The 19,813-nt window shown below is 61.3% G+C and carries 20 protein-coding genes and 1 pseudogene; 14 read left to right on the plus strand and 7 right to left on the minus strand.

Going from position 1 to position 19,813, the window contains the following annotated elements; translation table 11 throughout:
- Nucleotides 1-27: 27 nt before the first annotated feature.
- From der to Q7J58_RS11105, 11 genes are all read left to right on the plus strand, one after another.
- A complete protein-coding gene (gene der / locus Q7J58_RS11055) occupies nucleotides 28-1,362 on the plus strand; it encodes a ribosome biogenesis GTPase Der (protein ID WP_304827582.1) in 1,335 nt (444 codons plus the stop codon).
- A gap of 68 nt (nucleotides 1,363-1,430) precedes the next feature.
- On the plus strand, nucleotides 1,431-1,700 hold the full coding sequence (hfq, locus tag Q7J58_RS11060) for an RNA chaperone Hfq (RefSeq protein ID WP_304827585.1): 270 nt from the start codon (nucleotides 1,431-1,433) through the stop codon (nucleotides 1,698-1,700).
- A gap of 75 nt (nucleotides 1,701-1,775) precedes the next feature.
- A complete protein-coding gene (gene hflX, locus Q7J58_RS11065; protein WP_304827588.1) occupies nucleotides 1,776-2,972 on the plus strand; it encodes a GTPase HflX in 1,197 nt (398 codons plus the stop codon).
- Between the two features lie 145 nt (nucleotides 2,973-3,117).
- Nucleotides 3,118-4,395 (plus strand): FtsH protease activity modulator HflK, encoded by a 1,278-nt coding sequence (hflK, locus tag Q7J58_RS11070; RefSeq protein ID WP_304827659.1) that lies wholly within the window; start codon nucleotides 3,118-3,120, stop codon nucleotides 4,393-4,395.
- A gap of 36 nt (nucleotides 4,396-4,431) precedes the next feature.
- A complete protein-coding gene (gene hflC / locus Q7J58_RS11075) occupies nucleotides 4,432-5,319 on the plus strand; it encodes a protease modulator HflC (RefSeq protein ID WP_304827591.1) in 888 nt (295 codons plus the stop codon).
- Complete coding sequence (locus Q7J58_RS11080) at nucleotides 5,319-5,516, plus strand: DUF2065 domain-containing protein (protein ID WP_304827594.1); 198 nt, start codon at nucleotides 5,319-5,321, stop codon at nucleotides 5,514-5,516. The genes hflC and Q7J58_RS11080 overlap by 1 nt, the downstream gene beginning before the upstream one ends.
- Nucleotides 5,517-5,645: 129 nt before the next feature.
- A complete protein-coding gene (locus Q7J58_RS11085) occupies nucleotides 5,646-6,839 on the plus strand; it encodes an ATP phosphoribosyltransferase regulatory subunit (protein ID WP_304827597.1) in 1,194 nt (397 codons plus the stop codon).
- On the plus strand, nucleotides 6,839-8,227 hold the full coding sequence (locus Q7J58_RS11090; protein WP_304827662.1) for an adenylosuccinate synthase: 1,389 nt from the start codon (nucleotides 6,839-6,841) through the stop codon (nucleotides 8,225-8,227). The genes Q7J58_RS11085 and Q7J58_RS11090 overlap by 1 nt, the downstream gene beginning before the upstream one ends.
- Nucleotides 8,228-8,285: 58 nt before the next feature.
- Nucleotides 8,286-8,810 carry a phosphoribosyltransferase gene (locus tag Q7J58_RS11095; protein ID WP_304827599.1) on the plus strand — a complete coding sequence of 175 codons (525 nt, stop codon included), beginning with the start codon at nucleotides 8,286-8,288 and terminating at the stop codon, nucleotides 8,808-8,810.
- Between the two features lie 118 nt (nucleotides 8,811-8,928).
- On the plus strand, nucleotides 8,929-10,119 hold the full coding sequence (locus tag Q7J58_RS11100; RefSeq protein WP_304827602.1) for a PLP-dependent transferase: 1,191 nt from the start codon (nucleotides 8,929-8,931) through the stop codon (nucleotides 10,117-10,119).
- A gap of 48 nt (nucleotides 10,120-10,167) precedes the next feature.
- The gene (locus Q7J58_RS11105; RefSeq protein ID WP_304827605.1) at nucleotides 10,168-10,365 is read left to right on the plus strand and encodes a hypothetical protein; all 198 of its coding nucleotides are present in this window, start codon (nucleotides 10,168-10,170) and stop codon (nucleotides 10,363-10,365) included.
- A 36-nt stretch (nucleotides 10,366-10,401) separates the two neighbouring features.
- Here the strand turns inward: Q7J58_RS11105 and mnmH are convergent, their stop codons facing one another.
- Nucleotides 10,402-11,478, minus strand: a complete 1,077-nt coding sequence (gene mnmH, locus Q7J58_RS11110; protein ID WP_304827608.1) for a tRNA 2-selenouridine(34) synthase MnmH — start codon at nucleotides 11,476-11,478, stop codon at nucleotides 10,402-10,404.
- 62 nt (nucleotides 11,479-11,540) lie between these two features.
- A complete protein-coding gene (locus Q7J58_RS11115) occupies nucleotides 11,541-12,167 on the minus strand; it encodes an arylesterase (RefSeq protein ID WP_304827664.1) in 627 nt (208 codons plus the stop codon).
- Between the two features lie 61 nt (nucleotides 12,168-12,228).
- Between Q7J58_RS11115 and Q7J58_RS11120 the strand changes: the two genes are divergently transcribed.
- The 3 genes and pseudogenes from Q7J58_RS11120 (at nucleotide 12,229) to Q7J58_RS11130 (ending at nucleotide 14,069) form a co-directional block, all read left to right on the plus strand.
- Nucleotides 12,229-12,915, plus strand: a complete 687-nt coding sequence (locus tag Q7J58_RS11120; protein WP_304827611.1) for an ATP-binding cassette domain-containing protein — start codon at nucleotides 12,229-12,231, stop codon at nucleotides 12,913-12,915.
- Between the two features lie 37 nt (nucleotides 12,916-12,952).
- Nucleotides 12,953-13,696, plus strand: a pseudogene (gene rlmB, locus Q7J58_RS11125) (23S rRNA (guanosine(2251)-2'-O)-methyltransferase RlmB).
- Between the two features lie 19 nt (nucleotides 13,697-13,715).
- The gene (locus Q7J58_RS11130) at nucleotides 13,716-14,069 is read left to right on the plus strand and encodes a hypothetical protein (RefSeq protein WP_304827614.1); all 354 of its coding nucleotides are present in this window, start codon (nucleotides 13,716-13,718) and stop codon (nucleotides 14,067-14,069) included.
- A gap of 72 nt (nucleotides 14,070-14,141) precedes the next feature.
- On the opposite strand, the gene Q7J58_RS11135 is transcribed toward Q7J58_RS11130, so the two are convergent.
- The 5 genes from Q7J58_RS11135 to Q7J58_RS11155 all read right to left on the minus strand — a co-directional run bounded on the left by Q7J58_RS11135 (nucleotide 14,142) and on the right by Q7J58_RS11155 (nucleotide 19,699).
- The gene (locus Q7J58_RS11135; protein ID WP_304827617.1) at nucleotides 14,142-14,738 is read right to left on the minus strand and encodes a chromate transporter; all 597 of its coding nucleotides are present in this window, start codon (nucleotides 14,736-14,738) and stop codon (nucleotides 14,142-14,144) included.
- Nucleotides 14,735-15,325: a chromate transporter gene (locus Q7J58_RS11140; protein WP_304827620.1), complete on the minus strand. Its 591-nt coding sequence runs from the start codon at nucleotides 15,323-15,325 to the stop codon at nucleotides 14,735-14,737. Before Q7J58_RS11140 ends, Q7J58_RS11135 begins: the two co-directional genes overlap by 4 nt.
- Nucleotides 15,326-15,462: 137 nt before the next feature.
- Complete coding sequence (fabG, locus tag Q7J58_RS11145; protein ID WP_304827623.1) at nucleotides 15,463-16,206, minus strand: 3-oxoacyl-ACP reductase FabG; 744 nt, start codon at nucleotides 16,204-16,206, stop codon at nucleotides 15,463-15,465.
- Between the two features lie 106 nt (nucleotides 16,207-16,312).
- Nucleotides 16,313-18,472, minus strand: a complete 2,160-nt coding sequence (locus tag Q7J58_RS11150; protein WP_304827626.1) for a 3-hydroxyacyl-CoA dehydrogenase NAD-binding domain-containing protein — start codon at nucleotides 18,470-18,472, stop codon at nucleotides 16,313-16,315.
- A 21-nt stretch (nucleotides 18,473-18,493) separates the two neighbouring features.
- Entirely contained in the window at nucleotides 18,494-19,699 is a 1,206-nt protein-coding gene (locus Q7J58_RS11155) for an acetyl-CoA C-acetyltransferase (protein ID WP_304827629.1), read from the minus strand.
- Nucleotides 19,700-19,813: the final 114 nt, after the last annotated feature.

The following is a 19,813-nucleotide window of genomic DNA, read 5'->3' on the forward strand; positions in this document are numbered from 1 at the left end:
ACGGTGTCCTGAACGAAAGCTTTTTCCGTGAAACCCGTCATCGCTCTGGTGGGGCGCCCCAATGTGGGCAAGTCCACCCTGTTTAACCGCCTGACGAGTTCACGCGACGCCATTGTGGCCGACTTTGCCGGCCTGACCCGTGACCGCCACTACGGGAACGGTCGCATGGGACCCAGTGAATACATTGTCATCGACACCGGAGGTTTTGAACCCGATGCGAGTGAAGGTATTTACCGGGAAATGGCCAAGCAGACCCGGCAGGCTGTGGCCGAGTCGGATGTGGTCATTTTTGTGGTGGACGCACGCGCTGGCATCAGCGCACAAGACCACGAAATTGCGCAGTACCTGCGTCGTCTGGGCAAGCCCACGGTTCTGGTGGCCAACAAGGCCGAGGGCATGACCCAGGGCTTGCAGCTCGTCGAGTTCTTTGAATTGGGCCTGGGTGAAGTCATGCCCGTGTCGGGCGCCCACGGCCAGGGCATCCGCTCCATGCTGGAGAAGGCACTGGAAAGCATCCCGGGTTTTTCGACCGACGGCGAAGAAGACGAGCAGGTAGACCCGACGGTGATCCGTCTGGCGGTCGCTGGGCGCCCCAACGTGGGCAAGTCCACCCTGATCAACGCCTGGCTCGGCGAAGAGCGCTTGGTGGCATTCGATATGCCGGGTACCACCCGGGACGCCATTTCGGTCCCGTTTGAGCGGAATGGTCAGAAATTTGAGTTGATCGACACGGCTGGCATTCGCCGCAAGGGCCGTGTCTTCGAAGCGATCGAAAAGTTTTCCGTCGTCAAAACGCTGCAGGCGATCGAAAACGCACATGTGGTGCTGCTCCTGCTGGATGCTACCCAGGGCGTCACCGACCAGGATGCCCACATCGCCGGCTTCATTTTGGAAAGTGGCCGTGCGGTGGTGATCGCCATCAACAAATGGGATGCGGTGGACGCCTACCAGCGCGAACAGGTAGAGCGGCAAATTGAAACCCGTCTGGCTTTTCTAAAGTTTGCCTCTTTGCACCTGATTTCGGCGCAGAAGCGGCAAGGGCTGGCCCCGGTGTGGAAGTCGATTGGTCTGGCCCATGCCTCGGCCATGCGCAAGATGTCTACACCCGTGCTCACCCGTTTGCTGCTGGAAGCTGTGGCCTTCCAGGCGCCACAGCGCGGTGGAATGTTCCGTCCCAAGATGCGCTATGCCCACCAGGGAGGTATGAATCCGCCCGTGATCGTGATCCACGGGAATTCACTGGAACATGTCCCAGAGTCGTACAAGCGGTTCCTCGAAGGCCGCTTTCGAAAGGCGTTTGACCTCGTGGGTACGCCGCTGCGCATTGAGTTCAAGACCTCCACCAACCCCTTTAAGGACTAAGGTGAGTCGGGCTGTGTACGCCCCAGCTTTCCTCGGTGTGGTATGGTTCACATCCTCTTAACTTCATTTTGAACACGGAACATATCGTGAGCAATAACAAAGGCCAACTCTTGCAAGATCCTTTCCTGAACCAGCTTCGCCGGGAACACGTTCCTGTCTCGATTTACTTGGTCAACGGTATCAAGCTGCAGGGTCAGATCGAATCTTTTGACCAGTACGTCGTGTTGCTGCGCAACACCGTGACCCAAATGGTCTACAAACACGCCATTTCCACCATTGTTCCTGGCCGTCCAGTGCAGTTCTCTGCCGCTGCTGCAGACGAGTCTGCAGCCTCTTGATTTTGTATTGCTCTCTGATGTCGTCGGAGTTCATGCTGCGCGCAGGTGTGGGCCAGTGCTGCATCTGCGGCCAGCTTGACTGATTTGAATCCCTCCGAACCAACCAGTACGGCGTCCCCATCGGTCATTTTGGTGGGGGTCGACTTCGGTGTGCCTCACTTCGATGGCGAACTCGAAGAGCTCGGGTTACTGGCTCAAACGGCCGGTTATACCGTTGCCGATCGCGTAAGCTGCAAGCGTCGAGCGCCCGACCCTGCATTGTTTGTCGGCTCTGGCAAGGCCGATGAAATCAAATTGCTCGCGCAGTCTACAGGCGCTTCTGAAGTGCTGTTTGACCAGGCCTTGAGTCCGGCTCAACAGCGCAATTTGGAGCGGCACTTGGGCTTGCCGGTGAACGACCGAACGCTGCTCATCCTTGAAATTTTTGCACAACGTGCTCGCAGCCACGAAGGCAAATTGCAGGTGGAGCTCGCACGGTTGCAGTATCTGTCGACCCGGTTGGTCCGACGCTGGTCGCATCTGGAGCGGCAAAGCGGTGGCATCGGCATGCGCGGTGGTCCGGGGGAAAAACAGATTGAACTGGATCGGCGTTTGATCAGCGATGCCATCAAACGCACCAAGGAGCGGTTGGGCAAGGTCAAAAAACAGCGCGCCACGCAAAGACGCCAACGCGAGCGCCGCGATGCGTTCAATATTTCACTGGTCGGTTACACCAACGCGGGCAAATCGTCGCTGTTCAATGGGCTTGTGAAAGCGCGCACCTACGCTGCGGACCAGTTGTTTGCCACACTCGATACGACAACGCGGCAGCTTTACTTGGGGGAAGCTGGCCGCTCGGTGTCCTTGTCCGATACCGTCGGTTTTATTCGCGATCTGCCGCACGGCCTGGTTGACGCGTTTGCTGCCACGCTGCAAGAGGCTGTGGACGCCGACTTGTTGCTGCACGTGGTGGATGCGTCCAATCCGGCGCACCCCGAGCAAATAGCCTCGGTGATGGGGGTGTTGAAAGATATCGGTGCAGATCAAATACCGCAAATTTTGGTATTCAACAAGCTTGATGCGATGGACCCTGCAACAGTTCCGGCGCTTCTGGTGGATTTGATGGAACTGGATGGGCAGTCGGTGCCTCGTATCTACGTCAGTGCACGCAGCGGCCAAGGTTTCCCTGAGCTGCGTGGTATGTTGGCTGAGCGTGTTATGTCCCAGGTCGGTGAAGCCGGCGATATGGGTCCGTACGACCAAGGGTCGTTCGAGGGTATTGAAAATACGTAGCTCTGATTGGGCACAATGGCATGGTTTTGTTTCGAATTAAAGTTGGCAACACATGGATGTGAATCTGAATAACTCTTCCAGCGATTCGCGCAACAGCCGTAGCTTGCTGGGGTCTGGCCGCAACGGCGTGCGTGCGTTGTTTGGCATGTTCAATCTGAACGATCCCCGTTGGGGTCGCGGTGACGGTGACGGTGGTGCTCCAAAGGATCCGGAGGCGGGACGTGAACCGTCTCGCGAGCAGCGTCCTCCCAAGGCGCAAGGTCCCAACCAAGGTCCGCCTGATTTGGACGAATTGTGGCGCGACTTCAACCGCAAATTGGGCGGATTGTTGGGTGGCAAAGGCGGTGGCAGTGGTTCTGGTGGTGGCTCGGGCATGCCAGGCTTCAACCCGAGTCCGAAGAGCACCGGTATTGGCGTTGGCTTGGTTGCAGGCGTGGCTGTTCTGGTTTGGATGGGTACCGGCTTTTTCATCGTGCAAGAGGGTCAACAGGCTGTCATCACCCAGTTTGGCAAATACCACAGTTCGGTGGGGGCCGGTTTCAACTGGCGTTTGCCTTATCCGATTCAACGCCATGAGACGGTTTTTGTGACCCAGATTCGCTCCGTTGACGTGGGTCGAGACACCGTGTTGCCTGCCACAGGTCTGCGCGATTCGGCCATGCTGACGGTCGATCAAAACATTGTTGAAATCAAGTTTGCGGTGCAATACCGCCTGAATGACGCACGTGCGTTCCTGTTTGAGAGCCGCGATCCCGATGCGTCGGTGGTGAAGGCTGCAGAGACGGCCGTGCGCGAGGTCATCGGCAAGATGAAAATGGATGCCGCGCTGGCCGAAGAGCGGGACCAGATTGCGCCCCGTGTTCGGGTGTTGATGCAAACCATTTTGGATCGCTACAAGGTCGGTATTGAGGTGGTGGGTATCAACCTGCAGCAGGGCGGTGTGCGTCCACCCGAGCAGGTGCAGGCGTCTTTCGACGACGTGCTCAAAGCAGGGCAGGAGCGCGAACGAGCCAAAAACGAAGCGCAGGCTTACGCCAACGATGTGGTTCCGCGTGCACGGGGTGCTGCTTCGCGTTTGACAGAAGAGGCGGAGGGTTACCGCGCACGGATCGTTGCACAGGCAGAGGGCGATTCGCAGCGGTTCCGCTCGGTGCTGGCGGAATACCAGAAAGCGCCCCAGGTAACCCGGGAGCGCATGTACACCGACGCCATGCAAGAAATTTACTCCAACGTCACCAAGGTGCTGGTAGACACCAAGTCGGGGTCCAATCTGCTGTATTTGCCGCTGGACAAGATCATGCAAATGACCGCTCAGACGGCGTCTGCGGGCAGTTCGGTGCCGGTCTTGCCGCCTGCTACTTCCAGCACCGCACCCATTCCGTCTACCAACGCTGCGCGCTCGCGCGAGCGTGAAAGTCGCTAAGTACACGCGTTTACCAAGCGACAAGAGAGTCATCATATGAACAAACTGGGTTTTTTCATTACTTCTGTGCTGGTGGCCTTGGCCATCGCCAGTTCCATGCTGTTCGTTGTAGACCAACGCCAATTTGGTGTGGTCTTTCAACTCGGGCAAATCAAGCAGGTTGTGACCGATCCTGGTCTCAACTTTAAGCTTCCGCCCCCATTTCAAAACGTGTCTTATATCGACAAGCGTTTGCTCACGCTGGAGAGCACCGACACCGAGCCCTCCCTGACCGCTGAGAAACAGCGCGTTGTGATTGACTGGTACGTGCGCTGGCGCATCAGCGACCCACAGGCCTATATCCGCAACGTCGGTATCAACGAGCGTGCCGGTGCATTGCAACTCAACCGTGTGGTTCGCAACTCGTTTCAGGAAGAGGTCAACAAGCGGACCTTGAACGAACTGCTCTCGACCCGCCGCGAGCAACTGATGGACGATGTCAAGCGCGAAGTGCTCAATGCTGTGAGCAGTGCTGACAAGCCTTGGGGCATGGATGTGGTCGATGTTCGTATCACACGTGTGGACTACGCAGAGAGCATCACGGCTTCGGTCTACCAGCGGATGGAGGCTGAGCGCAAGCGGGTGGCCAATGAGCTGCGGTCTACCGGTTTTGCTGAAGGCGAAAAGATCCGGGCTGACGCCGATCGTCAGCGGGAAGTGATTGTCTCGGAAGCCTACCGCGCGGCCCAGCTCATCAAGGGTGAAGGCGATGCCAAGGCGGCTGCCGCCTTTTCGGATGCCTTTGGCCGAGATCCTGCTTTTGCCCAGTTTTACCGCAGTCTGGAAGCTTACAAATCCAGTTTTGCTGGCAAATCGGACGTGATGGTGATAGATCCATCCTCTGAATTTTTCAAAGGTATGCGCGGTAGCAACCTGCCACGCTGATGGACTGGCCACCGAGCGAGGCACTTTGGCTGGCGGTGGCCCTCGTGCTTATTTTTGAGGGGCTGTTGCCCTTGGTGGCACCTTCGACCTGGCGCCGTGTGTTCAGTGAAATGCTGAAGCTCCAAGACGGTCAGCTTCGATTCTTTGGTCTGGTGACGCTCGGTAGCGGTTTGCTGCTGTGGTGGTTGCTGGCCTGATCAAGCTCTTTGAAACCCGAGGCATTCTCGCCTTGTCACCGTGATTCCCGGTTGTCCTGGCCGCAGTGCGCCGGGAAGCGCTTCGCCAGCCCGGTAAAATCACGGTTTTAACAGCTCCTGAAAATGCCCATGTCTGCCTGGGTCCTCCCGGATCACATTGCCGATGTCCTGCCTTCCGAGGCCCGTCACATCGAAGAACTCCGCCGGGGTTTACTGGATACAGCGCGTGGCTACGGCTACGAGCTGGTCATGCCGCCGCTGCTTGAACACCTGGAATCCTTGCTCACGGGTACCGGTGAAGCGCTGGATTTGCAGACCTTCAAACTGGTAGATCAGCTGTCAGGCCGCACGCTTGGTTTGCGCGCGGACAGTACTCCTCAAGTGGCCCGAATCGATGCGCATTTGCTCAACCGCCAAGGGGTTGCGCGACTGAGCTATTGTGGACCGGTGGTGCATACCCGCATCGATCGCCCACTGGCCAGTCGTGAGCCGCTGCAGTTTGGGGCTGAAATTTATGGTCATTCGGGCCTAGAGGCCGACTTGGAGGTGATTGAACTTGCCCAGTCCTGCCTGCACAGCGCAGGCGTGAGCCAATTGCAGCTGGATATGGCGGATGTGCGGGTTATTGACGCCGTGTTGTCGCCTGTGCAGTTGAGCACGGCCAGGGTGCTGCAAATTCACGCGGCCTTGGCGACCAAGGATGTGGCCGAACTGCATGCCTTGGCACGCGACCTTCCAACTGCTGTGCGCCATGATTTGTGCGCACTGCCACGCCTGTTTGGCGATGTGGCGGTATTGGATGAAGCGCGCCAGGTCCTGCAGCCTTCTGCCGAACTCCACGCCGCACTCGACAATCTGCACTGGTTGGCTGGTCACGCCCAAGGACTTGGTGTGTCCATTGATCTGGCGGATTTGCGTGGTTACGCCTACTACACGGGCATGCGTTTTGCCCTGTTTGCAGTTGGCCAGCAGGGTCGGGCAGGTCAGTCGGTTGAGTTGGCTCGTGGGGGGCGCTACGACGAGGTAGGGGCTGTGTTTGGGCGCAAGCGTCCCGCCGTGGGCTTCAGCCTGGATCTGAAGGAGTTGGTGTCAACGGTATCCCCTCGTGCCTTGGTGGCCGCGATCCGTGCGCCCTGGGGCATGGATGCAGGCTTGCGCGAAGCCGTGGCAGCTCTGCGCTCACAAGGCCACACCGTGGTGTGTGTCCTGCCTGGTCACGAACACGAAGTCGATGAATTTCACTGCGACCGCGAGTTGGTACAAGACCCTGCTCGTGCAAACGCATGGACCGTCCGGAACATTCAAATGGAAACCCAAAAATGATGAAAAGCAGCAACAGTGCCGCCGTACCTGGGCGCAACGTGGTCGTGGTTGGCACCCAGTGGGGTGACGAAGGCAAAGGCAAGCTGGTCGACTGGTTGACCGAAACCGCGCAAGGCGTGGTGCGCTTCCAGGGTGGTCACAATGCAGGCCATACCTTGGTGATCAACGGTGTGAAGACCGCTTTGCATTTGATCCCCAGCGGCATCATGCGCGCAGGCGTCAAGTGCTACATCGGGAACGGTGTGGTGCTGTCGGTGGGCAAATTGTTTGAAGAAATTGACGGTCTGGAAAAGGCGGGTGTCGACGTGCGTTCGCGTTTGCGGGTCAGCGAAGCTTGCCCGCTGATTTTGCCGTTTCACGCGGCCATTGACATCGCGCGTGAAGCCGCCAAAGAAAAAGCCGGTACCGCCAAAATCGGCACCACCGGCCGCGGTATTGGCCCGGCCTACGAAGACAAAATTGCCCGCCGCGCCTTGCGTGTGCAGGACTTGAAATACCCCGAGCGTTTTGCCACCAAGTTGCGGGAGTTGCTGGTCCTGCACAACCACCTGCTGACCACCTACCTGGGTTCTGCGGGCATGGTGTGGGATGAAAAAATCGCTGCCTACATGAAAGACGGTGCGATCCAGTTTGATCCGGTGTATGCCGAAGCCATGGCGCAGGCCGAGTTGCTCAAGCCCATGATCGCCGATGTCTCGCGTGAACTCAACGAAGCACACCAGACGGGCATCAACCTGCTGTTTGAAGGCGCTCAGGGCACCTTGCTCGACATTGACCACGGCACCTACCCGTTTGTCACATCCAGCAACTGCGTGGCTGGCAACGCCGCAGCGGGTGCGGGCGTGGGCCCGGGTCTGCTGCACTATGTGTTGGGTATCACCAAGGCGTATTGCACCCGCGTGGGGGGGGGCCCATTCCCTACCGAGCTGGAGTGGGACAAAGAAGGCACGCCGGGCTGGCACATGTCCACGGTGGGTGCAGAACGCGGCACCACCACCGGTCGCGCGCGCCGCTGCGGCTGGTTTGACGCGGCTTTGCTCAAGCGCTCCGCTCAGGTGAACGGCTTGACCGGTTTGTGCATCACCAAACTGGACGTGTTGGACGGTCTGACCGAGTTGAAGTTGTGCACAGGCTACGAGCTGGATGGTGAAACCATCGACATCTTGCCCATGGGCGCCGAGGACATTGCACGCTGCACGCCCATTTACGAAACCTTGCCGGGCTGGTCGGACTCTTCGGTGGGTGTGACGCAATACGAAAAGCTGCCGATCAATGCCCAGCGCTATCTCGATCGCATTCAGGAAACCACGGGTGTTCCCATCCATGTGGTGTCCACCAGTCCCGACCGAGATCACACCATCCTGATTCGCCACCCGTACCACGCCTGATGGCCGCGGGTGCCTGTTTCGTGCAAAATCCACAACCCCTATTCCACCCGGAGCTTGCATGCTGACCGAAGACGGAAAACACCTCTACGTTTCCTACGACGAGTACCACAACCTGATCGAGAAGCTCGCACTCAAGGTGTACCAGTCCGGTTGGGAATTTGACACCATTCTGTGTCTGGCGCGCGGCGGCATGCGTCCGGGGGATATTCTCTCGCGCATTTTTGACAAACCGTTGGCCATCATGTCCACCAGTTCTTACCGTGCCGAGGCTGGCAAGGTGCAGGGCGATCTGGACATTGCCCGCTACATCACCACACCCAAAGGCGAGATCGCGGGCAAAGTGCTGCTGGTGGACGATCTGGCCGACTCCGGTCACACGCTCAAAGCGGTGATCGGTCTTCTGAAGAACAACTACGCACCCATCACCGAGCTGCGCAGCGCGGTCATCTGGACCAAAGAGCTTTCCACCTTCACGCCCGACTATTCGGTGGAATACCTGCCCACCAACCCCTGGATTCATCAGCCGTTCGAAGGCTACGACAGCATGCGCCCGGCGCAGTTGCTGGAGAAGTGGAAACTTTGAGGGCGCTATTGCCGCTGCAGCGTGGACTGCACGCCTTGAGGAAACACCCGCAGGGCGCCTTGGGTGCCCATTTTTTGCATCCGCTGCGCCTCGGCGGGAAACTCTTTGCCTGCTGTTCATGACCGAGCTTGCCACCCAGCTGATCCACCACGCGTACCGTCCGCCTGAGGGCTTTGAAGCCGTGGCGCCTGGCGTTCACAAGGCTTCGACGGTCATCTTCCCCAACGTGCATGCCCTGCGCACGCGGGAGTGGAAAGACAAAAGCGGCTACACCTACGGTTTGCACGGGACCCCCACCACCTTCATTCTGGAAGAGCGTATTGCCACCCTTGAGGGTGGGCGGTTTTGTGCGCTGGTGCCCAGTGGTCTTTCGGCGGTGGCGTTGGTGGACATGGCCTTTCTGCGCCAGGGCGACGAGCTGTTGATTCCCGACAACGCCTATGGCCCCAACAAGGCGTTTGCCCATGTGGAGCTGGCCGCCTGGGGCATCACGCACCGCTACTACGACCCACAGAACCCCGCTGACTTGGCCGACAAGATCGGACCGACCACCCGCCTGGTCTGGCTGGAGGCGCCGGGGTCGATCACGCTGGAGTTCCCCGATCTGCCAGCCTTGGTGGCGGTGGTGCAGCAAGCCAACACCGCCCGGACCGGTGCGCGTCCCATTTTGACGGCGCTCGACAACACCTGGGGGGCGGGCATTGCGTTCAACGCGTTCCAGTTGGGGGCCGACATCTCGATGCAGGCCCTCACCAAATACCCCAGCGGCGGGGCCGATGTGCTGATGGGTTCCGTGGTGACCCGCGACGAAGCCTTGCACCAACAGGTGTTGATGACGCACATGCGGTTGGGGCTGGGCGTGAGCGCCAACGACACCGAGCTGGTGTTGCGCGGTTTGAACACCATGGCGCTTCGTTACGCTGCACAAGATGCGGCCACGCGTGGGTTGGCCCGCTGGATGCAAGGGCAGCCTGGTGTGGCGAAGGTGTTGCACCCGGCCTTGGCCGGGTCGCCCGGTCACGCCGTGTGGCAACGCGATGCCAAGGCCGCCGCTTGTCTGTTCAGCGTGGTGTTTGATTCCGGCATTGCGCCGTGCCAGATCGACGCGTTTTGCGACAGCCTGCGTTTGTTCAAACTCGGCTGGAGTTGGGCTGGCCCCATCAGTCTGTGCGCGCCGTACGATGTGCCGTCCATTCGCACCACGCCCTGGCCGCATGCTGGCGGTCTGGTACGCTTTGCAGTGGGTCTGGAAGCCGTGGACGACCTGCGAGCCGATCTGTCCCAGGCACTGCCCGCTCTGTCGGCTTGACCTTTTTCCTGAACCCTATTTATTTAACAACCGACAAGAAAGACTGCTTTGGCCACTCCCAATTACGGATACGAAAAACGCCAGCGCGAACTCGCCAAGAAAAAGAAAAAAGAGGAAAAGCTGAAGGCGAAGGCTGCCGGCAAGCGCTATGACGATCCTGATGCGCCGGAAGGCCAATCGGCCGACGACGCTGACACCACCGGCGCAGCACCTGCCAGCGGTGAGGGGCCTGCCAACCCTGCTTGAATTGGCTGTGTTGGCTGACGGTACTGCGGCAGGTGCCTAAGGGCTTGCTGTCGCAGCCTCGCTGGCCATGAGTTGGCGCGCCGCTTCGATCAGCGACTCGGCCGATCGGTTGGGCAATCGGCAGGGCAGGGCATGCCCGAACTGGCTGAAATTGCGCTCGATCGATTGCGCGTACATCGGGTCGTAGTGCTGGGTCAGCAGTTCCAGCACCACATCGGGCGTCTGCCCTTGTTGCACGCGGTCTATCCAGCCACCCACCACCGCCTTGCCGCGCAATTCGGTCAGGGCTTCCAGACGGCGACAAAAGTGCTCGCTGTCCGTCACGAAAAAATCGTAGTCCTCAAGCAGCAGCGCGACGCGCTCGGCATCTGTCAACTGCAGGTCGATGCAGGGGCTTTGGCGCATGGCGTCAATGAGGGCATCGGGCACGCGCACATTGCCCACCTTTTTGCTTTCGCTCTCCACGTACACCGGGCGCACCGGGTCCAACTGACGCAATGCGTCCCAGATCAGGCTGTCAAAACGTTTTTGGCTGGGTTGCTCCATGCCAGGGATGTGGCCCAGCACCGAACTGCGGTGGTTGGCCAGTGCTTCCAGGTCGAGCACCTGGGCACCCTGGGTGGTCAGTGTGTGCAGCAGACGGGTTTTGCCACTGCCGGTCGGGCCGCAGACCACGCGGTAGTGCAGTCGCTGGGCCAGGCGAGGAATGTCGTCCACCAGCGCTGCGCGCCAAGCTTTGTAGCCACCTTCGATCAAGGTCACCTGAAAGCCGATGGCACCCAGAATGGTGGCCAGTGCGCCGCTGCGGTTGCCGCCACGCCAGCAGTACACCAAGGGCTTCCACTGGCGGGGCTTGTCGAGCACGTTGCGCTCGATGTGTGCCGCAATGTTGCGCGCCGACAGCGCTGCACCCCGTTTTTTGGCCTCAAACGCATTGACCTGCTTGTACATGGTCCCGATGGTGATGCGCTCTGCGTTGTCCAGCGTGGGCCAGTTGATGGCACCGGGCACGTGGTCGAGGGCGTACTCGTCTTCGGTTCGGGCGTCGATGATGGTGTCGAAATCGGCGAGGCGGGTCAGAGCGTCGCAGGCAGGCAGTGTTTGAACGGGCATGCTGGATTATCGCGGCAGACCTTCAGCCCAGCCGCAAACGGTGTCTGGCAGAGCAGGGGGACTCACCTGGGCAGCAGCTTGCGCAGGGCGGGCCACACGTTGTCACGCATGATGGGCTGCGCGGCTTCGTTGGGGTGGATGCGGTCGGCCTGAAACAGCTGGGTCGGGTCTTTCAGGTCGCCCACGCCCTTGAGGAAAAAGGGCACCAGCGCGGCTTTTTCGGTGTGCGCAACGCCGGAGAAAACCTCCCGGAATTCCTGTCCGTATTTGGCGCCGTAATTGGGTGGCATTTCCATGCCCAGCAACAGCACGCGCGCACCCGCTTCGCGCGAGATGCGGGCCATGTGGCCCAGGTTGTCGCGCGTCATGCCCAAGGGCAGGCCGCGCAGGGCGTCGTTGCCACCCAGTTCAATCACCACCACGGCGGGTTGGTGTTGCTTCAAAAGGGCTGGCAAGCGGGAGCGGCCGCCGGATGTGGTGTCGCCGCTGATGCTGGCGTTGACGATCTGTGCGCGCACTTTTTCTTTGCCCAGTCGCTGTTCCAGCAGGGCGACCCAGCCGGTGCCGCGCTTGAGTCCGTATTCGGCGCTGAGCGAATCGCCCACCACCAGCACCACGGGCGGTGAGGCCGTTTTGCTGCTCGCAGCCTGTGCCGCGGACTGTGCCAGCGTGGTGCCTGAAAACCCCATTGAGGTGGCCAGCAGGGCCAGCGCGATAAAGTGACGTCGATTCAACTTGAAAAGTCCTTCCATGCCCGATGTGATGATTGCTGTGCAGCACGTGTTCAAGTCGGTCACCGACTCCACGGGGTCTTTGACGATTTTGCGCGATATCGATTTTTCCCTGAACAAGGGGGAAACCGCCGCCATTGTGGGGGCCTCTGGTTCCGGCAAGAGCACGCTGCTGTCCATCATTGCAGGGTTGGACACGCCCAGCAGCGGCACAGTTCACATCGACGGGGTCGATTTGTTCGCCATGAACGAAGACCAGCGTGCGGCCCTGCGGGCGCAGAAGGTGGGTTTTGTGTTCCAGAGTTTTCAGCTGCTGGGCAATTTGACGGCCCTGGAAAACGTGATGCTGCCACTGGAGCTGGCTGGCCGGCGCGATGCACGCGCCACGGCGGCGGCCATGCTGCAGCGCGTGGGCCTGGGCGAGCGGCTGGGCAGCTACCCCAAGGTGCTGTCGGGCGGCGAACAGCAGCGTGTGGCGCTGGCGCGGGCTTTTGTGGTCAAGCCAGCGGTGTTGCTGGCCGATGAACCGACGGGGAGTCTGGACTTTGCCACCGGCGGCAAGATCATGGAGCTGATGTTTGAGCTCAACCGCGAACTGGGCACGACGCTGGTGCTGGTGACGCACGATCGCGCCATTGCCCAGCGTTGCGAGCACCGCATCACCATCGAAGCCGGGCAGGTGGTGGCCGAAGCCGTGGTGGACTGAGCGGCTTGCTGCAGTGGGGCGGCGATAATCGCCCGCTATGTCTTCACACAAAGTGCTTTTCGGCTTTCACGCCGTGGGCGTGCGTCTCAAAACCGCGCCCAAATCTGTTATTGAAATTTATTACGAGCCGACGCGGCGCGACATGCGCATGCGCCAGTTTCTCGACCGGGCCCGTGAAGCTGGGGTGCGGCTGATCGAGGCCGACGGCCTGCGCCTGGCCAAGCTCGCGGGCAGCCACGGTCACCAAGGTGTGGCTGCGCGCGTGGAGGCGCTGGCCCAGGTGCATTCGCTCGATGAGTTGCTGGAAAAGCTGGAAGCCGAGGGCACGGTGCCGCTGCTGCTGGTGCTGGACGGCATCACCGATCCGCACAACCTGGGAGCCTGTTTGCGTGTGGCCGACGGTGCGGGTGCCCACGCCGTGATTGCGCCCAAAGACCACGCGCCGGGCAACAACGCCACCGTGGCCAAGGTGCCCAGCGGCGCGGCCGAGACCAAGCCGTAATTCATGGTGACCAATCTGCCGCCTACCTTGGGTGAACTCAAGGAGCGCAACATCTGGGTTATCGGCACCAGCGACGACGCACCCAAGACGCTGTACCAGGTGGATCTGAAAGGCCCTACTGCGCTGGTGCTGGGCGCCGAGGGCGAGGGCATGCGCCAACTCACGCGCAAGACCTGTGATGAGCTGGTCAGCATTCCCATGCAGGGCGCCGTAGAAAGCCTGAACGTGTCGGTGGCCAGCGGTGTGTGTCTGTACGAAGCGCTGCGCCAGCGCACCTGAAAAACCCCTGTTGAAACCCATGAAAACCATTCAAACGTTGCGTCCGGCCTTGTGGTCGTTGATGCTGGTATCGGCGCTGTTGGCTGCCTGCACCCAGGAGCAGCAAAACAAGCTGGGCCGCGAAATCCAGAACTGGACCGGCGCCAACGGCGTGCTGGAGGTCTATGCCGGTGACAAACTGGTGCGCCGTTTCCTCAAGATCGACAAGATCAGCACCGCGCTGGGTACCGACGACGGCAAGCCCCGTGCCTACCGGTTTGGCTATGGCGTGCTCGACGAAAACCTGAACATGCTGGCCGACCCTGGTGAAAAGAAGGTGTATTTCGAGATCAGCGACTACACCAACGCGGTGTTCTTCGAGAACCCGCGCTGAGCCAGGGCCGCATGGCGCAGCAGGCTGCACGCAGGTTCTGGAGTGCACCCTTGAAACCGACTTTTGTGCAGCTCAAACCCAGCCCAGGGCCCCCAGCAAACCACCCGCACCAATCAGCCACAGCAGGTGAATTTTGGTGCGCCACACCAGCAGCGTGGTCACAGCGGTGAGCAGCCACAGCGGCCAGTCGCGGGCGGGGTGGTCGTGTGAACCGGTCAGCAGCCAGCCGGTGGCGATCAGCAGCGCGATGACGATGGGCGCCATGCCGGTCTTGAAGGCGCGCACGGCGCGCAACTCTCGGTTGTGGTGGGCCCAGCGTGTGGCGGTGTAGGTCAACACCGAAGACGGCAGCAGGATGGCCACCATGCTCACCAGCACGCCCAACAGCGCCAGTGCCCAGGCCACAGCGCCACCGCCTGGCCCCCCGCCGGCATTGAGCCCCACATTCCACCCCAGCAGGGCCACAAACAGCACATTGGGCCCCGGCGCAGCTTGTGAGAGGGCGATGGACGAGCTGAATTGGGCATCGCTCAGCCAGGCATTCTGGTGCACCAGGTAGCGGTGCATGTCGGGTGCGGTGGTGATCGCTCCGCCCACGGCCAGCAGCGACAGCGATGCGAAATGGCCGAACAAGTCCACCCAGTTCGCCAGTGTGGGCTGCATGCTCATGTCTCGTCCGCCTTGAGCGTGTGCACCGCTGCCAGTACCCGGTAGGCCCACAGGCAAGCACCTCCGCCAACGCCCAGCAGCACCCACAGCAGGGGCCAGCGCAGCAGCGCGATGGCCACAAAGGTGAGCACGGCCAACGCGATGCACAGGCCGATGCCCATGGCATTTTTGTCCAGTGCGCCGATGAGTTTGATGCCCGTGGCCGTGATCAGGCCCGCGGCCACGGCGCCCATGCCGCGCAAGGCGTTTTGAGCCATCGCGGTCTCGGCCACGCTGCCGTACAGGACCGCCAACAGCAGCACAACGACCAGCGGCGCTGCCAACATGCCCGCGAGCGCGGCCACCGCGCCTGGCAGACCGAAGTAGCGGCCACCGATCATCAGAGACAGGTTGACCACGTTGGGTCCCGGCATGATTTGCGCGACAGCCCAGTCTTCAATGAACTGTTCGCGCGTCATCCAGCGCTTTTTCTCGACCAGCTCACGCTGCACCACCGCCAGCACGCCGCCAAAGCCCTGCAGGGCCAGCCAGGTGAAGGACCAGAACAGGTCGGCGCGCGAACGCGGGCGGTAGAGGTCCTCAGCCATGGTTGAACACCACCCAAGCGGCAGGACGGCCAGCGTGGCACCCAGGGTTCCCGTGGAACGGGCTTCGCCCGGCCACAGGTTGTGTCTTCCCGCGCAGCAGGGGGGAAGGTGCGAAGCGGCGCAGGGGGACTTTCATCTCACACCGACATGCCACCCGAGACCTCGATCACCGCGCCGTTGATGTAGCTGGCCTCGTCGCTGGCCAGAAAGGCGTAGACATTGGCAATCTCTTCGGGCTGGCCCAGACGGCGCAAGGGCACGCGGTGTTCCATCTCGCTGATGACTTTTTCCGGGATGGTGCTGAGAATGGGTGTGGCGATGAAGCCAGGCGCCACGGCATTGACGCGCACGCCCTTGGGGCCCAGCTCGCGGCTCCAGGTTTTGGTGAAGCCGATCACACCGAACTTGGTGGCGGCGTAGTTGGTCTGACCAAAGTTGCCGTAAATGCCGACCACCGAAGACGCATTGAGAATGACGCCGCTGCCCTGGGCGGTCATGCTGTCGGCCACGGCCTGGGCGCAGTGGAACACCCCGCGCAGGTTGACATCGATCACGCGGTCGAACTGTTCCAGCGTCATTTTTTGCAGGCGTGCATCTTGGGTGATACCGGCGTTGTTCACCAGCACGTCGATGCGGCCAAAGCGCTCCAGCACCTGCGCCACCACCGCATCCACCATGCTGCGCTGGGTCACGTCCATCACAAAACCCATGGCCTGGGCGCCCAGCGCCTCGCATTGCTTGACGGCATCTTCCACGGCGGTTTGTTTGACGTCGCAGACGATGACGACTGCGCCCTCGCGGGCAAATTTGAGCGCGGTGGCCAGGCCAATGCCTTGTGCTGCGCCGGTGATGAGGCTGATTTTTCCGTCGAGTCGTTTCATGGTGGTGAAGTGTTGGGGTGCGTCAAAAAGCCGGCGGATGGTGGTGTCCGCCGGCTGCTGGAAAAGTGTAACCGCGTAGGTGGATGGCGGTGGGACGACGGCGACTTCAGTACACCGGCTGGTGCTGTCGCAGGGCCGCTTTCACCTCGGCGCTCAAGGCAAACCCCGGGCCGTGTTGGGCGGCCAGTTCGCCGCAGCGCTGCTCAAACGGTTCAATGCCCATGCTGTAGATGAATTGCAGGGCGCCACCGGTCCAGGCCGGGAAGCCAATGCCGAAGATGGAGCCGATGTTGCCGTCGTGCACGCTGGTGAGCACGCCCTCAGCCAGGCAGCGTGCGGTTTCCACCGCCTGGCGGTACAGGATGCGGTCTTTCACGTCCTGCAGATCCCAGGCCACGCCAGGATTTTCGAACAGGGTCTTCAGCTCGGGCCAGAGCTGCTTTTTCTGCCCGGCGGGGTAGTCGTAGAAGCCGCCGCCAGCGGCGCGGCCCGGGCGCTTCAATTCTTTCACCATGCGCTCCACCAGCAACTCGCCCGGTGTCGCGGTGTAGGTCTTGCCTTCGGCGGCCAGGTCGGCACGGGTCTGGTCGAGCACATGCACCGAGAGCGACAGCGCGGTTTCGTCCAGCACGGCCAGCGGGCCCACGGGCATGCCCACCTGCATGGCGGCGTGTTCGATCACCGGCGCCGGGATGCCTTCGACCAGCATGGCCGCACCTTCCATCACAAAGGTGCCAAAGGTGCGGCTGGTGTAAAAGCCGCGCGAATCGTTCACCACGATGGGCAGCTTGCCCAGCGCCTGCACGTAGTCGTAGGCGCGCGCCACGGTTTCGTCGTCGGTGTGCTGGCCGCGAATGATCTCGACCAGCTTCATTTTGTCCACCGGGCTGAAGAAGTGGATGCCGACGAACTTGTTCGCACTGCGGCTGGCCTGGGCCAAACCCGAGATGGGCAGGGTGGACGTGTTGCTGGCGAAGAAACCGCCCTCGGCCAGCATGCCCTCGGCTTCCTGGGTCACCTGGGCCTTGAGTTCCCGGTTTTCAAACACGGCTTCAATGATCAGGTCGCAGCCTGCCAGGTCTTGTGCGCTGGCGGTCGGTGTGATGAGGTTCAGGATGCCCTGTTGCTTGTCGGCACCCATCTGCCCTTTGTCTACGCGCTTTTGCGTGAGCTTGGCGGTGTAGGACTTGCCTTTTTCGGCGGCATCAAGGCTCACGTCCTTGAGCACGGTGGCGATGCCCTTGGTGGCTTGCGCGTAGGCGATGCCCGAACCCATCATCCCGGCGCCGAGAATGCCCACCTTTTTCGGCTGGTAACGCGGCACGTCCTTCGGCCTCGACTGCCCGCCCTTGATGGCGTTCAGGTTGAAGAAGAAAGTGTTGATCATGTTCTTGGCCACGGGGCTGACCATCAGCGCGGCCAGGTAGCGGCTTTCCACGCGCATGGCGGTGTCAAAGTCCACCATGGCGCCTTCCACCATGGCGGCCAGCGCTGCCTCAGGAGCGGGGTAGAGGCCGCGCGTTTTTTGCTTGAGCACCGCTGGGGCCACGCTCAACATGCCCGCGATCTTGGGGTTGCTCGGTGTGCCGCCAGGCATTTTGTAGTCCTTGCGGTCCCACAAATGCTGGCAGGCCTCGGGCTTGCCCTGGGCGGCCTCAATGAAGGCAAGGGCGCGTGGCATCAGTTCTTCGGGCGTGGCCACCAGTTCGTGCACCACACCGATCTTCAGCGCCTCTTCGGGGCCGAAGAGCTTGCTCTCCAGGATGTAGGGCTGCGCGGCCATCAGGCCCAGCAGGCGCGTCATTTTGGTGATGCCGCCACCACCCGGAATCAGGCCCAGCGTGATCTCCGGCAGGCCAAACTGCACCTTGGGGTTGTTCACGGCGATGCGGTGGTGCCCGACCAGCGCCACCTCCCAGCCGCCGCCGAGCGCTGCGCCGTTCAGGCAGCTCACCACCGGCACGCCCTGCGTTTCCAGGGTGCGAAAGTTGCGTTTGATGCGCTCAATTTCGGTGAACACGCGCGGGCCGTCTGCCGCTGTCGAGCGCATCACGCCCTTCAGGTCGGCGCCGGCAAAAAAGGTGCTTTTGGCCGAGGTCAGCACGATGCCCTTGAGCTGGGCCTTGTCTTTCACCACTTGCGCGGCGATGGCGTCCAGGTCGTCCTGCCACTGCAGGCACATGGTGTTGACCGGCGAGCCCTGCTCGTCAAAGGTGATGGTGGCAATGCCGTTGTCGAGGGCGTAGCGGATGGTTTTCGTGATCATGTTTCGGTTCTCCGCTGTCGGTCAGACGCGTTCAACAATCGTGGCAATGCCCATGCCGCCGCCGACGCAGAGGGTGGCGAGGCCGTAGCGCAAATTCCGGCGGTGCAGCTCGTCAATCAGCGTGCCCAAAATCATCGCGCCCGTGGCACCCAGCGGATGCCCCAGCGCGATCGCGCCGCCGTTGACGTTCACCTTCTCGTGCGGCACACCCATTTCCTGCATGAACTTCATGGGCACGGCGGCGAAGGCCTCGTTCACCTCGAACAGGTCGATCTGGTGAATGGTGAGGCCCGCTTTGGCCAGCGCCTTGCGCGCGGCCGGCATGGGGCCGGTGAGCATGATCGTCGGGTCGGCCCCTGAGAGCGCCACCGACACGATGCGGGCGCGCGGCGTGAAGCCGTGCTGCTTGCCAGCGGCCTCAGAGCCGATCAGGATGGCCGCCGCCCCGTCCACAATGCCCGACGAATTGCCCGCGTGGTGCACATGGTGGATGCGCTCCACCTGTGGGTAGCGCTGCAGGGCCACCGAGTCAAAACCCATGGCGCCGAGCTGCTCAAAGGCGGCCTTCAGCCCGCCCAGACCTTCCAGCGTGGTGTGGGGTTTGATGAATTCGTCCTGCGCCAGAATCACCTGGCCCAGCGCGTCCTTCACGGCCACCACCGAGCGGTCAAAGTACCCGGCGGCGCGTGCGGCCGCAGCCCGCTTTTGCGATTCGAGCGCAAACGCGTCCACGTCGGCCCGGCTGAAACCGCTCATCGTGGCGATCAGGTCGGCCCCGATGCCTTGCGGCACAAACAGCGTGGCGCTGTTGGTTTCCGGGTCTTGCGCCCAGGCACCGCCGTCGGAGCCAATGGGCACGCGGCTCATGCTTTCCACGCCGCCAGCGACCACCAGGTCTTCCCAGCCGCTCTTCACCTTCATGGCGGCCAGGTTCACCGCTTCCAGGCCCGAGGCGCAGAAGCGGTTGATCTGCACGCCCGAGCAGCGCCAGTCCCAGCCGGCTTTGAGCGCGGCCACCTTGGGCAGTACCGAGCCCTGCTCGCCGATGGGTGAGACCACGCCCATGACCACATCGTCCACCGCAGCGGTGTCGAGGTCGTTGCGGTGCTGCAGCTCGGTGAGCAGGCCCGCCAGCAGGTTGACCGGCTTCACCTCATGCAGGCTGCCGTCTTTCTTGCCCTTGCCGCGCGGCGTGCGGATTGCGTCGTAAACGAAGGCTTCGCTCATGGAGTCACTCCTGTGTCACTGACCAGACTGGCCATTGGTATTCAACCAGTATAGACTTTCACAAAGCAAACGCTCTGTAAAAATGGAGACATAGATTTCTGAAATACCTTGAAC

The organism is Hydrogenophaga sp. (assembly GCF_030656115.1).
In the GTDB taxonomy this organism is placed as follows: domain Bacteria; phylum Pseudomonadota; class Gammaproteobacteria; order Burkholderiales; family Burkholderiaceae_C; genus Hydrogenophaga.

What these genes read in the sequence shown, in the direction of transcription:
- Q7J58_RS11150 (WP_304827626.1), bottom strand. Translation starts at nt 18,472, where the DNA reads ATGATCACGAAAACCATCCGCTACGCCCTCGACAACGGCATTGCCACC.
- Q7J58_RS11090 (WP_304827662.1), top strand. Translation starts at nt 6,839, where the DNA reads ATGAAAAGCAGCAACAGTGCCGCCGTACCTGGGCGCAACGTGGTCGTG.
- fabG (WP_304827623.1), bottom strand. Translation starts at nt 16,206, where the DNA reads ATGAAACGACTCGACGGAAAAATCAGCCTCATCACCGGCGCAGCACAA.
- hflC (WP_304827591.1), top strand. Translation starts at nt 4,432, where the DNA reads ATGAACAAACTGGGTTTTTTCATTACTTCTGTGCTGGTGGCCTTGGCC.
- Q7J58_RS11080 (WP_304827594.1), top strand. Translation starts at nt 5,319, where the DNA reads ATGGACTGGCCACCGAGCGAGGCACTTTGGCTGGCGGTGGCCCTCGTG.
- Q7J58_RS11095 (WP_304827599.1), top strand. Translation starts at nt 8,286, where the DNA reads ATGCTGACCGAAGACGGAAAACACCTCTACGTTTCCTACGACGAGTAC.
- Q7J58_RS11120 (WP_304827611.1), top strand. Translation starts at nt 12,229, where the DNA reads ATGCCCGATGTGATGATTGCTGTGCAGCACGTGTTCAAGTCGGTCACC.
- Q7J58_RS11130 (WP_304827614.1), top strand. Translation starts at nt 13,716, where the DNA reads ATGAAAACCATTCAAACGTTGCGTCCGGCCTTGTGGTCGTTGATGCTG.
- Q7J58_RS11100 (WP_304827602.1), top strand. Translation starts at nt 8,929, where the DNA reads ATGACCGAGCTTGCCACCCAGCTGATCCACCACGCGTACCGTCCGCCT.
- Q7J58_RS11085 (WP_304827597.1), top strand. Translation starts at nt 5,646, where the DNA reads ATGTCTGCCTGGGTCCTCCCGGATCACATTGCCGATGTCCTGCCTTCC.
- Q7J58_RS11115 (WP_304827664.1), bottom strand. Translation starts at nt 12,167, where the DNA reads ATGGGGTTTTCAGGCACCACGCTGGCACAGTCCGCGGCACAGGCTGCG.
- Q7J58_RS11140 (WP_304827620.1), bottom strand. Translation starts at nt 15,325, where the DNA reads ATGGCTGAGGACCTCTACCGCCCGCGTTCGCGCGCCGACCTGTTCTGG.
- hflK (WP_304827659.1), top strand. Translation starts at nt 3,118, where the DNA reads ATGTTCAATCTGAACGATCCCCGTTGGGGTCGCGGTGACGGTGACGGT.
- Q7J58_RS11155 (WP_304827629.1), bottom strand. Translation starts at nt 19,699, where the DNA reads ATGAGCGAAGCCTTCGTTTACGACGCAATCCGCACGCCGCGCGGCAAG.
- mnmH (WP_304827608.1), bottom strand. Translation starts at nt 11,478, where the DNA reads ATGCCCGTTCAAACACTGCCTGCCTGCGACGCTCTGACCCGCCTCGCC.
- Q7J58_RS11135 (WP_304827617.1), bottom strand. Translation starts at nt 14,738, where the DNA reads ATGAGCATGCAGCCCACACTGGCGAACTGGGTGGACTTGTTCGGCCAT.